This window comes from Bacillus sp. FJAT-45066 (genome assembly GCF_002335755.1).
In the GTDB taxonomy this organism is placed as follows: domain Bacteria; phylum Bacillota; class Bacilli; order Bacillales; family Bacillaceae_I; genus Bacillus_CD; species Bacillus_CD alkalisoli.
In genome coordinates, this window is sequence record NZ_NISQ01000001.1 from 801,713 (window position 1) to 816,336 (window position 14,624).

Consider the following 14,624-nt stretch of genomic DNA (forward strand, 5'->3'; position numbering starts at 1 on the left):
AAGCATGATAAATTCTACAGACCGCAAACCGGATTTTTTTGGCAGATTTGGTGAATTTGGAGGAAAATATGTACCAGAAACGTTAATGGCTCCTTTAGAAGAAATAGAAAAAGGGTTAAACGATGCATTAAAAGATCCGAACTTCTTAGACGAACTTCTTTTTCATTTGCAAGAATTCTCTGGAAGACCGACTGCGTTAACATTCGCTAAAAACCTAACAGAAAAACTTGGTGGAGCAAAAATTTACTTCAAACGAGAGGATCTTAACCATACTGGCGCACATAAAATTAACAATGCAATTGCTCAAGCTCTATTAGCAAAAAAGCTCGGGAAGAAAAAAATAATTGCAGAAACAGGTGCTGGACAGCATGGTGTAGCAGCAGCAACTGTTGCTGCAAAGTTTGGACTCTCATGCAAAGTTTTTATGGGAGAAGAAGATATTAATAGGCAACAACTAAATGTTTTTCGAATGAAGCTATTAGGGGCAGAAGTAATCCCTGTTCATAGCGGTAGTAAGACGTTAAAAGATGCAACAAATGAAGCGATACGTTACTGGGTTCAACATTGTGAAGATCACTTTTATATGATAGGTTCCGTTGTTGGACCTCATCCTTATCCTTATATGGTAAGAGAGTTTCAAAAAGTGATCGGAGAAGAGACGAAAAAACAATTTCTTCAAAGAGAAGGAATGTTGCCAACACAAATAGTTGCTTGTGTTGGTGGTGGAAGTAACGCTATTGGGATGTTTCATGCTTTCATAGAGGATGAAGTTGAATTAATTGGAGTAGAAGCAGCTGGTAAAGGTACAAATACCCCTTATCATGCCGCTACTTTAACTAAAGGAACGAAAGGGATTATTCACGGTTCTTTTACTTATTTACTACAAGATAATTACGGACAAATACAAGAGCCATATAGCATCTCTGCTGGATTAGACTATCCTGGAATAGGACCAGAACATGCTTTCTTAAAAGATAATAAACGCGTTGCGTACGAAAGTGTTACGGATGAAGAAGCACTGCAGGCTTTAGTTATTGTTTCTCAAACAGAAGGAATTGTCCCAGCCATAGAAACATCACATGCTCTAGCCTTAGCAATGAAAAACGCATCCTATATGAGTGAAAAAGATAGTATCGTAGTTTGCTTGTCTGGACGAGGAGACAAAGATGTACAGTCATTATTACCAGTTTTAGAAGAGAGGTATTTATAATGAATAATTTACCGTCAGATAACAAACTATTCATTCCATTTATTATGGCTGGAGATCCGAATCCTTCTTTTACAATAAAATTAGCGCTTACTCTTCAAGAAGTGGGAGCATCTATACTAGAGCTTGGTGTCCCATATTCAGACCCACTTGCGGATGGACCAGTTATTCAAAGAGCATCTAGTCGAGCAATAAAAAATGAAATGAATATTGTAAGAGCAATAGAACTTGCAGGTGAAATGCGCTTAAACGGTTTGAAAATACCAATAATTATCTTTACGTACTTAAATCCTGTGTTACAATTAGGATACAAATCCTTTTGTGCTTTAGCGAAGCAAAATGGTGTAGATGGACTACTCATTCCTGACCTTCCTTTAGAAGAAAGTACAGAGTGTAGAAGTATATGTACCGACTATGGATTAGAGCTAATATCACTAGTTGCACCAACTTCCAAAGAGCGAATAGAAAAAATTGCAACACGTGCAACAGGATTCTTATATTGTGTTTCTTCTGTAGGAGTAACTGGAGAACGGTCAGAGCTAAATTCGAATATAGAAGCATTTGTGAAACAAGCACAAGAGTTTAGCAACGTACCAGTTGCAGTAGGTTTTGGCATATCTAATAAAAATCAAGTCGAATATGTTAGCTCAATATGCGATGGTGTCATAATTGGTAGTGCCATTGTGAGAATGGTAGAAGAGCTATTAGACACGATAAAACAAGACGAAGCAGTTGCTCTATTACAGATAAAACAACGCATAAAAGAAATCATTTCTCCTATTTTAAATGAAAGACGGATGTGTTAGAGGTTAATATTGATTGAAACCTAATAAGCGGTTGATTTCTGCGCAAGTCGTAGACTCCTGCGGGAGTAGCGGGGGACTGGAGACCCCACAGGCGAAGCCGAGGAGGCTCCAGCCACTACGAAATGTGAAGCGGCTCGCACAGCTCCGACAAGGATAAGACAGGGTCAGCTTGTGGGCGGTTTTTGCCCTCAGGATGGCCATGGCTTATCCTCGAGGAGCTAGCCGCTTGACCTAGACACGCCCGCGAAAAGCGGAGACTTGCGCGGAAATCAACAGCGGTTATTAACATAGCCTAAATGAAAGGTGATATTTATGAAGATAAAAGAGCAGCTACACACGTTAACTCCATACCAACCTGGTAAATCGATGGATGAAGTTAAGAGGGAATTGGGATTAGAAAAAATAACAAAGCTGGCATCCAATGAGAATCCGTTTGGATGCTCCGAGCAAGTTAAAATTGCTGTTACAAAACAAATAGAAAAGGCCTCCACATATCCAGACGGGTATGCGACAGACTTAAGAAAAAAACTATCAAACCACCTTCAAATTGGCGAAAAGCAACTTATATTTGGTAATGGTTCAGATGAAGTCATTCAAATGGTATGTAGAAGTCTCTTATACTCTGGTAAAAATACTGTTATGGCAACGCCAACTTTTCCTCAATATAAACATAACGCTACCATTGAAGGAGCAGAAGTACGTGAAATACCACTGGACAATGAAGGAAATCATGATTTAATAGCAATGTTAAATGCTATAGACGAAAACACAGCAGTTGTTTGGTTATGCAGCCCAAATAACCCAACTGGAACATACATTTCAAATGAACAGCTTGAAGCTTTCATTAATCAAGTACCTAGTACTACGTTAGTTGTCATAGATGAAGCATATTGTGAGTATGCCACTGCAAGCGACTATCCTAATACAATCAAACTATTAACTTCATATAAAAATGTATTGATAACTAGAACGTTTTCCAAAGTATATGGTCTTGCTAGCTTCCGAATTGGTTACGGTATTAGTACGGAAGATTTTATTAAGAAAATAGAACCAGTAAGAGAACCGTTCAATGGTAACTCTTTTGCCCAAGTTGCTGCTACAGCAGCCATTGGCGACCAACTATTTATAAAAAATTGCGTACAAAAAAACAAAGAAGGTTTATCTCAGTATTATACTTTTTGTAACGAAAATAACCTAAACTATTATCCATCCGAAGGCAACTTTATTCTAATTGATGTGGAAGAAGATAGCGATGTTGTATTTCAATACTTATTACAACACGGCTATATTGTTCGATCAGGTAAAGCGTTAGGTTTTCCAACACACTTACGCATAACTGTAGGTACACATAATCAAAACGAAGAAATCATTACTATATTATCAGATTATATAAGACAAACAGAAGGAAATGCTAAATACTATGCCTAATGGAAAAGGAACCAGAATCTAAAATGATGGTTCCTTTCCTTATTAACAGTATCATTGTCATATTTAAAGGAGTTATAACAACATGAAAAATGTATTACTTATAGGCCTCGGCTTAATTGGAGGATCCGTTGCACTAGCGATAAAAAATAAAAACCCAGAATTAAACATTATCGGTTTTGACATAGACAAACAAACAATGAATGTAGCCCAAGCGCTCAAAGTAATAGATGAACAAGCAATATGTTATATGTCAGCTGCCAAAAAATGTGACCTTGTTATCATTGCCGTCCCTGTAGAAAAAACGATCGAGGTAATGGAAAATCTGTCCAAAGTTAAATACAAAAAACCTATTACGATAACAGACGTAGGTAGTACGAAAAAGAAGATTGTTGAATATGCTAACGCGAAATTCTCGAATGAATTTTTAACGTTTATCGGAGGCCATCCGATGGCTGGTTCTCATAAAAGTGGTGTAACTGCTGCCAAAACATTATTATTTGAGAATGCCTATTACATACTAACTCCTACTAACCATACACAACCGGAAAAAGTGGAACAGTTAAAAGAAGCATTAAGTGGTACCCGAGCTAAGTTTGTTATAATGGAAGCGGATGAACACGATACTGTTGCAGGTGTTATAAGTCACTTTCCACATATTATAGCTGCAAGTCTTGTTCATCAAGCGGAGCACTATGAACAATCATTTCCTTATGTGAATCGATTAGCCGCTGGAGGATTCAGAGACATTACCCGTATTGCTTCAAGTAGTCCTACAATGTGGAAAGATATCTTATTACAAAACAAAGAGACGCTATTATCTATTATGGATAATTGGATACATCATATGGCCAATGTAAAAGATTCCATACAAAAAGGAGATGAAACGTCTCTATACACGTTCTTTGAAGTTGCCAAAAAATATCGAGATGGGTTACCTTTAAAAGAGAAAGGTGCTATTCCCTCTTATTACGACCTATTTATTGACGTTCCAGATAGCCCAGGGGTCATTTCCGAAATTACAGGTCATTTAGCAGATGAAAGAATTAGTATTACGAATATCCGCATTATTGAAACTCGTACGGAAGTGTATGGAGTATTAACAATTAGCTTCCAAACAGAAGAAGACCGAGAAAAAGCAGCGGATTGTATCAAAAATAAGACAACTTACGATACATATATTTTATAGAATAAAGGGGGGCAACCCATAGTGAATAAGAAACTTACTTCTAACGTAACAATAGGATTAATTGGTGATATTCAAGTTCCTGGCGATAAATCCATTTCACATCGTTCTGTCATGTTTAGTTCTATCGCAAACGGCAAAACGACCATTGAAAACTTTCTAGATGGCGAGGACTGTTTAAGTACGATAAACTGCTTTCGAAACCTAGGAGTGACAATCGAGCAAGCAGGCACAAGTGTTACTGTGTATGGGAACGGACTAGAAGGGTTACAAGAGCCAAAAGCAATACTAGATGTTGGGAACTCTGGTACGACGGCGAGATTAATGATGGGTGTATTAGCAGGAAGACCGTTTCACTCTGTTGTAGTTGGTGATGATTCTATCGCCAAACGACCTATGAAAAGAGTAACGAACCCATTGAGAGAACTTGGTGCCCATATTACAGGTAGAGAAGATGCTAACTATACACCGATTACGATCAATGGTGGGGAACTACAAGGTATAAATTATTCCTCGCCGATTGCTTCTGCCCAAGTAAAATCAGCTATTCTTTTAGCTGGATTGCAAGCAGAAGGAGTTACAACCGTGCAAGAACCATATAAATCTAGAGACCATACGGAGAGAATGTTGCGGGCGTTTGGCTGTACGGTGGAAGAAGACGGAAATACGGTTATATTGGAAGGGAAGCAACGTCTACGAGGCGGTATGCATATCACCGTTCCAGGAGATATCTCGTCGGCAGCATTTTTTCTAGTGGCAGGTCTGGTCGTGCCAAATAGTAAAATCACGCTGAAAAAAGTGGGGATGAATCCTACACGTACAGGTATAATCGAAGCGATTGAACGTATGGGAGGACACATTACTATCACTAACTTGCGTGAAGATGTAGCAGAGCCATATGCCGATATAACGGTAATGTCATCGAGTTTAAAAGGGATAGAAATTAGCGGAAGCCTCATCCCAAGATTAATTGACGAGATTCCAATAATTGCGCTACTTGCAACATGTGCAGAGGGAACGACTATTATTAAAGACGCAGAAGAATTAAAAGTGAAAGAAACGAATAGAATCGATACGGTTGTTCAAGAATTAAGCAAAATGGGTGCAAACATTGAAGCAACCGTGGATGGAATGATTATTACAGGGAAAACAACACTACACGGCGCAACCGTTTCCAGCTATGGCGACCATCGTATCGGAATGATGCTTGCAATTGCATCACTAATCGCAGACGGGGAAGTACACTTAGAAAACAGCGAAGCCATTAATGTTTCCTACCCTACATTTTTTGAACACTTATCCTTGTTGATGGAAAAAAACTAAATTTAAAATTCATACAACTGCCATTCCCTTCATAGCTTGTCTTAAGACGAATAATTGTCTAAGACAAGTCATGGGGGTGTTTTTTTGTCTTACATTTTGGAAAAAGCTAATGTATTAAAGATAGGCAATCAAGTTAGCAATGTTTCCATCATTGTCAAAAACGACAAATTTTCATGGATGAGAGAAGAAGCACTGGAGACAAAAAACTTAATCAAAATGGATCTGTCACATTACATCTTAACACCTGGCCATGTTATGTTAGACTTTATCGGCAAAACAATGGATTTTGCAGACTATAAGTTATACGTAAAAGAAAATTATTTGCTTAAAGGGTGTACAGCGATAGTAGCAGTTTTTTCTATTTCCAATGAAATGGACCTTTTACCTCAGTTGAAACGCGCCAGAACAAAGCTATTAAATAGTCCAGTTGACTATTATTTTGCGATTCAAGTGCCTCTCGGTAAATTAACACCCTCGCTTGTACGTTTATGCAAAAAACATAAAATCCCAGCTATCTTTTTAACGATGGATGACCCTTCTTTGATGGAAACGAAGGCGTGGAGCTGGATAAAAGATGCTCTTTATCAATTTCCGATTACGTTTGTACCAATTTTTCCAGAAGAAAAAAAGGAAAAGAAGCTCGCACAAAAGATATGGAGTGTGACAATGACCGAATCAAAGCTAGTACATTTACCTCATTGTCCCCCTACTAACTTCCCATTAAAATTAGACTTATTAATGAAATTAGGAATTTATCCAAGTAAAGGAGATATCCGCATCGGTGGCGAAGTTAGTTATAATCTATATATCTGTCCAGAAGGCAGTATAATTGAAACTGCTTCTGACTTGGATTATCATATTCATAGCCCAGAAATTACTGTTCACCGAGGGAAAATAGTGAAAGTAAGTCAAGATGTTTATTTTCGACCTGGTTTTGGTAATGAATGTAAGGTTACCGTACCAGGACATTTTCAATTAGAGTGAATAGATCAAAGGAGAAGGTTGATTGTGACAAACAAAGTGTTAGATAAAGCTATCCATCTAATTATGGAAGGGAATAGCGAAGAAGGCCTTGCATTAATTAAAGAAAATCAATCATCTTTTACAGATGATGAAAAATATAATATTGCCCAGTATTACATGCAGCTTGGACTTGTGAACGAAGCGAAAAGTGTTTTAATGGAGCTGCTTTACCTCTATCCAAATGAAAGTGAGCTAATCGTGTCACTTGCAGAGGTTCACATCGACCTTGATGAAGAAGATGATGCCATTGAATTACTAGAAAATTTGGATGCAAAAGATGAGGCATACCCACAAAGCTTAATGTTACTTGCAGACCTTTATCAGTCACAAGGGTTGTTTGAAGTTAGTGAAAGAAAACTTTTAGAAGCAAAAACAATACTACAAAATGAACCGATTATCGACATCGCTCTCGGTGAATTGTACTTATCGCAAGGAGATTATAGACGAGCATTGCCATTGTTCCAAGGGGCAAAAGACTCTTCTGAAATCGTAGAATTTCCTTTAGATGTAAGGATTGCGGAGTGTTATAGTGGTACTGGAAACTTTGAAGAAGCACTGCCTTTTTACGACAAAGCACTGCAAAAAGAGTTGAACATTGACACACTGTTTCAGTATGGCTTTACGGCCTTTCAAGCAGGATATTATAAAACGGCTATCGAAAAACTAAACGAGGTAAAACAAATTGATTTTGAATATGCTTCGTTATACCTTTACTTAGCAAAAGCTTATGAACATGAAGGCGCATTAGAAGATAGCTTACGTACGGCAAAAGAAGGGTTAGGGGTTAACGAATATAATAAAGAACTACAACTTTATGCTGCGAAAATGGCATTAAAATTAAATCATGTGGAAGAAGCGGAACGACTTTTACGAGAAGCAATTGCCTTAGATCCTGGCTACGTCGAAGCAGCAACCACACTTACTAAATTGTTTTTACAAGTAGAAAGATTTGAAGATGTTGTAGAGTGTATTCAAGAGCTTGAAAAGTTTGGAGAATATGACCCTCGATTTGATTGGGATTTAGCACGTGCAAAAGAAGGATTAGAGCAATATTCTGATGCATTAAATCACTACCGTCAAGCATATACTTCTTATAAAGATGACATAAGCTTCCTTCATGATTATGCATTTTTCCTTTATGAAGAAGGTAGATTACAAGAAGCAAAGCCTTTATTTGAAACGTTATTACAACACGACCCTACAAATACAGAACTATTAGACATTTATGCAAGGATGAACGATTAGGCTTTATTCGATTAAATGGTTGTCCATTTCCAGGGTAAAGCTAACTAAAATCGCAGAGGAGGGACAATCTAAATGGCTACCCCTGTTTCTGTCAACGAGAAGAAGGACTTCATTCGGTGGTTTTTAGGCAATTATCAGCTAAAAAGAAGAGAATGTGTATGGATTTTAAATTATTTAATGAGTCATGATCAATTAATGAAAAAAGTGCATTTCGTCGAACAGGCGCAATTTTGTCCTAGAGGGATTGTCATGTCTACTCATTGTGTCGAAGAAGTTCCGTTTCGCTTTTATAAACAAAATGTCATGACGACAGATGCAGAGAAATCATTCCATGATATTCGCCTTAATAGAGATGAAGATATCTACATTCAACTTAACTTCAAATCTGTTTATCACTCCCCGCAATATGCGGCTGTATTAGAAGATAATCCTTTCATGCCAAAAAATAATCAAAGTAACGAAAAAGACCGTATTCTGGCAGAAAAGTTTTTAGAGCAATCCATCTTCACTTTCCAAAAAGAAAAACTAATGAAAATGATCGATGAGGCGTTAGACAAACAAGATAAAACGGCATTTAAATCTCTAACAGAGCACTTGCGAAGATTAAATTAACTTTTTGATAGGTAAGAACCTTACGTGATGGGAAGCGTAGGGTTCTTTTATTTTTTTGGCTGTGTTAAAGTTCGTTGTTGATTTGCGTGCAAGGCTGAGACTCCTGCGGGAGAAGCGGGGAGCGGGAGACCCCACAGGCACATGCGCCGAGGAGGCTCCCGGCCCGCCCGCGGAAAGCGAAGCCTTGCACGCAAATCAACAGGTATAAGTACTAAATTATCAACACTAAGCTTTAACATAGCTATATTTTTAAGGCGAATGAGGACCAACTCGAAGCTGACGAGAACTGAAGATGGCCGTCACCAGACGAATGAGGAACAACTCGAAGTCGTCAAGAGTAAATGGTGGTCCTCATAATAGAAATTAGAATTTCTCCAGTCCTCAGAGAGAAGAACTAACCTATATACCATATGCTTCACCCTTGCCATTCCCTTTATGTTTTCATATACTCATCTATGAGAGGTGAACCTCAGAAAGGACTGATTCAACATGAAATGGACTAGTAAAGACATAACCGTTTTCGAGCAATCAAAAGAATACATAGACACAGTTGTCATTCCATTAATCCCAATTAATTTTTCAACTAATGTAAAACAAACGGCTGCACTAGGAGAATACATAAACATCTTAAGTAACGAACTCGAGCGTCAATTTAAAGGCAGAATAATTCTCTTGCCATCGTATACATACTTATCAGCCACCGACCAACAAAAAAACGTCGCAGCAATTAATGAATATGTGACACATTTACTAGAGAGCGACATCAAGCACGTCTTCCTACTTACATCAGACAACTTCTGGCAACAAGTAGCATCAGAGATAACCGAAGCAAAACTAATGTGGCTTCCATCCATTCCACTAGAAGACATGGAAGAAAAATACAAACAAAAAATAATAACAGACCAAATGAACCAACTCCTACCAATCTTCATTCAAAAATGGCAGTGAAATATTTGTGTTTTTATCTGTTAGTAATACTCATTAAATAATTAATACTAATATAGTTGATGATAGCACGAGGCACGAGACTCCAGCGGGAAAAGTGCGTCAAGTGAGACCCCGCAGGCGCATAGCAATGAGGAGTAGGTTTTTTCACGATAGTGAAAATAACCTTCCTTTTTACGCCCGCGGAAAGCGAAGACTTGCGCTACAATCATCAGCGGTAAATTACAAAGAAAAAATATAAATATGAACAAATTATGAATACTTTTCAACAATTATTAGATTTTAATAATAAGAAGTTAAAAGAGTCACATCAAAGTCATCTTTTCTATGCAATGAATTATTGACCTTCAACGAAGATTGATATATCATGAGTATGTCCTAGTTTTCTATGTGTTATCTAACTGACTGTCCGTTTGGACGTAGTTTTTTCTATAGAGGGGGGAAAAACAAATGAGCGAGAAAAATCATCGAGTATCTAGACGTCAATTCTTGAACTATACTTTAACTGGTGTAGGTGGATTCATGGCTGCGGGTATGTTAATACCGATGGTACGTTTTGCAATCGACCCAGTATTAAAAGCTGGTGGCGAATCAGACATGGTACCAGTTGTTAGCGTAGACGAAATCACGAATGAACCACAACGCTTTGACTTTAAAGTAAACCAAGTTGACGCTTGGTATGAATCAGAAGTACCATTAGCTGCTTGGGTGTATAAAGATGATAACGGAAACATCATTGCATTATCACCTGTATGTAAACATTTAGGTTGTACGGTCAACTGGAACTCGGACCCATCTAACCCTGAAATGTTCTTCTGTCCATGTCACTACGGTTTATATTACAAAGATGGTGTTAACGTGCCGGGCACTGCCCCAATCGCACCTCTAGATGTATATGAGCATGAAGTACAAGATGGAACACTTTACTTAGGTAAAGCAAGACCACGAAACTGAAGGGAGGCGTAATCTTTGCTAAATAAAATTTATGATTGGGTTGATGAACGTTTAGATATTACGCCAATGTGGCGTGATATTGCTGACCATGAGGTTCCAGAACATGTTAACCCAGCACATCATTTTTCAGCATTTGTATACTGTTTCGGTGGATTAACATTCTTCGTAACAGTAATCCAAGTTTTATCTGGTATGTTCCTAACAATGTACTACGTTCCAGATATTAAAAACGCTTGGGAATCTGTATATTACTTACAAAACGAAGTAGCGTTCGGTCAAATCGTACGCGGTATGCACCACTGGGGAGCTAGTTTAGTTATCGTAATGATGTTTCTACATACACTACGCGTGTTCTTCCAAGGTGCTTATAAAAAGCCGCGTGAACTTAACTGGGTAGTTGGAGTACTTATCTTCTTCGTAATGTTAGGTTTAGGTTTCACAGGTTACTTATTACCTTGGGATATGAAAGCATTATTCGCAACAAAGGTAGGTTTACAAATTGCAGAGGCAACTCCAATTATCGGTACTGCGGCTAAAACATTGCTTGCAGGACACCCTGACATTGTTGGTGCTCAAACGTTAACTCGTTTCTTCGCAATTCACGTATTCTTCTTACCAGCAGCTCTTTTCGGACTAATGGGAGCTCACTTTGTTATGATCCGTAAACAAGGAATTTCAGGTCCACTATAAGAAATAAATCATACAAAAAAGGAGGGGGATATGTATGCATAGAGGGAAAGGTATGAAATTCGTCGGTGACTCTCGAGTTCCTGCAGAGAGAAAGCCGAATATTCCGAAAGATTACTCGGAGTATCCAGGCAAAACAGAAGCGTTTTGGCCTAACTTCCTATTAAAAGAGTGGATGGTAGGAGCAGTATTCTTAATCGGTTTCTTAAGTTTAACAATCGCTCACGAACCGCCACTACAGCGTATAGCAGACCCAACAGATACAGCTTATATTCCTGTGCCTGACTGGTACTTCTTATTCTTATATGAACTACTAAAATATCAGTATGCGGCTGGACCTTATACAATTATTGGTGCTATTGTAATGCCTGGATTAGCATTTGGTGCATTACTATTTGCTCCATTCTTAGATCGTGGGCCGGAGCGCCGACCTTCAAAACGTCCAATTGCAACTGGTTTGATGTTATTAGCTATCGCATCTATCTTCTTCTTAACATGGCAATCAGTAGTAAGCCACGACTGGGAAGCTGCTAAAGAACAAGGTGCCATCCGTGAAGAGGTAGCAATCGAGATTGATGAAGAAGCAGAAGGATATCAAATCTACGCTGCATCATGCTTAGGTTGTCACGCTAACAACCTTCAAGGTAACCCAGGTCTTGCACCTTCGTTACTTGACAATCCTCAATATACTGCAGAAGACTATAAAGATATCGCGTTAAACGGTATCAAAACCATGGCTGCTGGATTATTCCAAGGTACAGATGAAGAACTTGAAATCCTTGCTGAATATTTAGTAGAAATGAACGAACTTGCTGCAGAATTAGAGTAAACTGGCTATTTTTTAGCCAGTTTTTTTCTTATTATTGTTTATCAGAAAATTAAAACAGCCATAATGAAAAGGTAACCCTTTTTAGAAGAGAGGATATATTATGCTATTGTGGTTTCTTCATTTATTAAAAACAAAAACAATGCTTTGGATTGTGTTTCTTATAAATTTGCTCGGAACGATATATGGGTACATTTGGTATAAAGTTCAATTAATAGAAACACCACCAATTTTCTTAATATTTGTTCCAGACAGTCCAACAGCCAGTCTTTTCTTTTGTATTGTATTGCTTGGCTTTATTTTAGGGCGTAGTTTTAAATTATTCGAGGCTTTAGCCATTGTTACATTAGTGAAATATGGTGTTTGGGCAGTTGTTATGAACATACTGACGCTAATGGAGACTGGCTATCTACCTATTGAAGGATACATGTTGATTTTTTCTCATGGCGCAATGGCTGTACAAGGTGTACTCTATAGTCCTTATTACCGTTTTAATAAGTGGCACCTAATTGTTGCGGGTGTGTGGACTCTACATAATGATGTGATCGATTACGTATTTAAAATGATGCCGTGGTATGGTAGTTTAACGAAATACATGGCAGAAATCGGCTACTTTACTTTTTGGTTAAGTATCTTTTGTATTGCGATTGCCTATTACTTTGTATTAAGAGATGACAGGTTAAAGTTGTCTATCAAATAATGTTCTATCCTTGTCCCACCAATCATATGCTTTATTAGATTGCTTAGGAGGGACAAGGATGAAGTCTAGAATAGCTATTATTTTTATACTATGTATTTTTACGATACCAACCATTATTTTTGCACAACAAACAATAAAACAGTCAACACACCAACTTCAATTAAACGAGTTAACAGAAAATATATTACAACTTACCCGTCAAGAACGTTACCTCGAGGCAAACAATTTATTAGAGATTTTTTCTGATGAATTTACAACAGCAGTGATCCATCAGCGAACCGTTCCAATGGATCAAGTACGTACGATTACAATGGTGCACCAAGATGCACTTGTTGCTGTAAACAATGTGGAGCTTTCACATGATGAGAAGGTAAAGAGCATGATTCGATTACGACTTGTTGTAGATGCAATGACTTCAAATCACCAGCCGTTATGGGTAGAAATGCAACAGCCGATTATTTCTACTTTTCAACATTTAAAAGATTCCATTGAACTGAAAGATAGTGATTTATATCGCGACTCATTGTCCAAATTGCGTGACTCACTTCACCTCATTCAACCTAGTTTAATTATAGATGCAAAGTATGAAAACGTCATGACAGTGGATGCACATATACAATTTTTAGATGAAAATAGGGATGAACTGTTCCGCTCTTATAATTCAACGTACCTTGAAAGTGTGGAACAAGATTTTAGAAAATTATTTGAAAACTTAAAAGAAGATGATACAGATCCTAATTTAATTTGGGTAATGTTAAGTACTGGCAGTTTTATCATCGTGACATTAGCATATGTTGCGATTAGAAAGTACGCAGCGGATCGTAAAAAAAGTCCAGAGCGTAAAAAGCTTAAAGATTGACAACACTAAAAAGGACGAAGTAATATTTTCATAAGAAAACATGTCATTCTTTTAAAGGAGATGATTCCATGACGATGTATCTCATTTACTTTGCCATTCTCCTTATCGTACCAATGTGGGCTCAATCAAGAGTAAAGGGAGCGTATAACAAATATTCCAAAGTAGCTACTTCATCTGGAATGTCTGGAGCAGAAGTTGCAAGAAGAATTTTAAATGATAATGGACTTCATGATGTTCGAATTGAAGAAACAAAAGGGGTCCTAACAGATCACTATGACCCGCGTTCAAAAGTGGTTCGCTTGTCATCACACAATTATCATGGTAATTCCGTTGCAGGTGCAGCGGTTGCAGCTCATGAAGTAGGTCATGCTATTCAAGATGCAGAAAATTACTCATTTTTAAGGATTCGACATGCACTAGTACCAGTAGCTAGTTTAGGTTCGAATTTTAGTTACTTTTTAATTATCGGTGGATTTTTACTTGGCTCCATGAACTTCGTTTTCTTAGGAATCTTGTTCATGGCCGCAGCAGTGTTGTTTCAAGTCGTTACATTACCAGTTGAATTCAACGCTTCAAATCGAGCGATGAATCAAATGGTGTCACTAGGAATGATTGCAAATAACGAGGAACGACATACAAAGAAAGTGTTGAACGCAGCAGCACTAACGTACGTTGCAGCTGCCGCAGTAGCGGTACTGGAGTTAACGAGATTTATTTTAATGTATTTGAATAATAGGAATTAATGGGGAACCACTCTTTAGATGAGATCTAAGGGGTGGTTTTTAATTTTTGTATTATAATAAAGTCTGATGGCTCATCTAATAGG

Annotated in this window: 15 protein-coding genes; all 15 read left to right on the forward strand. The window is 37.8% G+C overall.

Going from position 1 to position 14,624, the window contains the following annotated elements; all coding sequences use genetic code 11:
* The first annotated feature begins 4 nt into the window (after positions 1 to 4).
* Positions 5 to 1,210, forward strand: a complete 1,206-nt coding sequence (gene trpB, locus CDZ92_RS04100; protein WP_255249850.1) for a tryptophan synthase subunit beta — start codon at positions 5 to 7, stop codon at positions 1,208 to 1,210.
* A complete protein-coding gene (trpA, locus tag CDZ92_RS04105) occupies positions 1,210 to 2,013 on the forward strand; it encodes a tryptophan synthase subunit alpha (RefSeq protein ID WP_096153780.1) in 804 nt (267 codons plus the stop codon). The genes trpB and trpA overlap by 1 nt, the downstream gene beginning before the upstream one ends.
* 312 nt (positions 2,014 to 2,325) lie before the next feature.
* Entirely contained in the window at positions 2,326 to 3,441 is a 1,116-nt protein-coding gene (gene hisC / locus CDZ92_RS04110) for a histidinol-phosphate transaminase (protein ID WP_096153782.1), read from the forward strand.
* An 82-nt stretch (positions 3,442 to 3,523) separates the two neighbouring features.
* Positions 3,524 to 4,627 carry a prephenate dehydrogenase gene (locus tag CDZ92_RS04115; protein ID WP_096153784.1) on the forward strand — a complete coding sequence of 368 codons (1,104 nt, stop codon included), beginning with the start codon at positions 3,524 to 3,526 and terminating at the stop codon, positions 4,625 to 4,627.
* Positions 4,628 to 4,648: 21 nt separating this feature from the next.
* Complete coding sequence (gene aroA / locus CDZ92_RS04120; RefSeq protein ID WP_176483707.1) at positions 4,649 to 5,947, forward strand: 3-phosphoshikimate 1-carboxyvinyltransferase; 1,299 nt, start codon at positions 4,649 to 4,651, stop codon at positions 5,945 to 5,947.
* A gap of 84 nt (positions 5,948 to 6,031) precedes the next feature.
* Entirely contained in the window at positions 6,032 to 6,931 is a 900-nt protein-coding gene (locus CDZ92_RS04125; protein ID WP_096153785.1) for a hypothetical protein, read from the forward strand.
* Between the two features lie 24 nt (positions 6,932 to 6,955).
* Positions 6,956 to 8,215, forward strand: coding sequence for a tetratricopeptide repeat protein (locus tag CDZ92_RS04130; protein ID WP_096153787.1), 1,260 nt, complete (start codon positions 6,956 to 6,958; stop codon positions 8,213 to 8,215).
* 72 nt (positions 8,216 to 8,287) lie between these two features.
* Positions 8,288 to 8,827, forward strand: coding sequence for a ReoY family proteolytic degradation factor (locus CDZ92_RS04135; RefSeq protein ID WP_096153788.1), 540 nt, complete (start codon positions 8,288 to 8,290; stop codon positions 8,825 to 8,827).
* Positions 8,828 to 9,316: 489 nt separating this feature from the next.
* The gene (locus tag CDZ92_RS04140) at positions 9,317 to 9,775 is read left to right on the forward strand and encodes a YpiF family protein (protein ID WP_096153790.1); all 459 of its coding nucleotides are present in this window, start codon (positions 9,317 to 9,319) and stop codon (positions 9,773 to 9,775) included.
* A gap of 447 nt (positions 9,776 to 10,222) precedes the next feature.
* On the forward strand, positions 10,223 to 10,726 hold the full coding sequence (locus CDZ92_RS04145) for a ubiquinol-cytochrome c reductase iron-sulfur subunit (protein WP_096153792.1): 504 nt from the start codon (positions 10,223 to 10,225) through the stop codon (positions 10,724 to 10,726).
* Positions 10,727 to 10,741: 15 nt separating this feature from the next.
* Positions 10,742 to 11,416 carry a menaquinol-cytochrome c reductase cytochrome b subunit gene (gene qcrB, locus CDZ92_RS04150; protein WP_096153794.1) on the forward strand — a complete coding sequence of 225 codons (675 nt, stop codon included), beginning with the start codon at positions 10,742 to 10,744 and terminating at the stop codon, positions 11,414 to 11,416.
* Between the two features lie 34 nt (positions 11,417 to 11,450).
* Positions 11,451 to 12,242 carry a menaquinol-cytochrome c reductase cytochrome b/c subunit gene (locus tag CDZ92_RS04155; protein WP_096153796.1) on the forward strand — a complete coding sequence of 264 codons (792 nt, stop codon included), beginning with the start codon at positions 11,451 to 11,453 and terminating at the stop codon, positions 12,240 to 12,242.
* Positions 12,243 to 12,342: 100 nt separating this feature from the next.
* Positions 12,343 to 12,939, forward strand: a complete 597-nt coding sequence (locus tag CDZ92_RS04160) for a DUF1405 domain-containing protein (protein ID WP_096153797.1) — start codon at positions 12,343 to 12,345, stop codon at positions 12,937 to 12,939.
* A gap of 58 nt (positions 12,940 to 12,997) precedes the next feature.
* Positions 12,998 to 13,798: a sporulation protein YpjB gene (locus CDZ92_RS04165; protein WP_096153799.1), complete on the forward strand. Its 801-nt coding sequence runs from the start codon at positions 12,998 to 13,000 to the stop codon at positions 13,796 to 13,798.
* A gap of 68 nt (positions 13,799 to 13,866) precedes the next feature.
* On the forward strand, positions 13,867 to 14,541 hold the full coding sequence (locus CDZ92_RS04170; RefSeq protein ID WP_096153801.1) for a zinc metallopeptidase: 675 nt from the start codon (positions 13,867 to 13,869) through the stop codon (positions 14,539 to 14,541).
* Positions 14,542 to 14,624 lie beyond the last annotated feature (83 nt).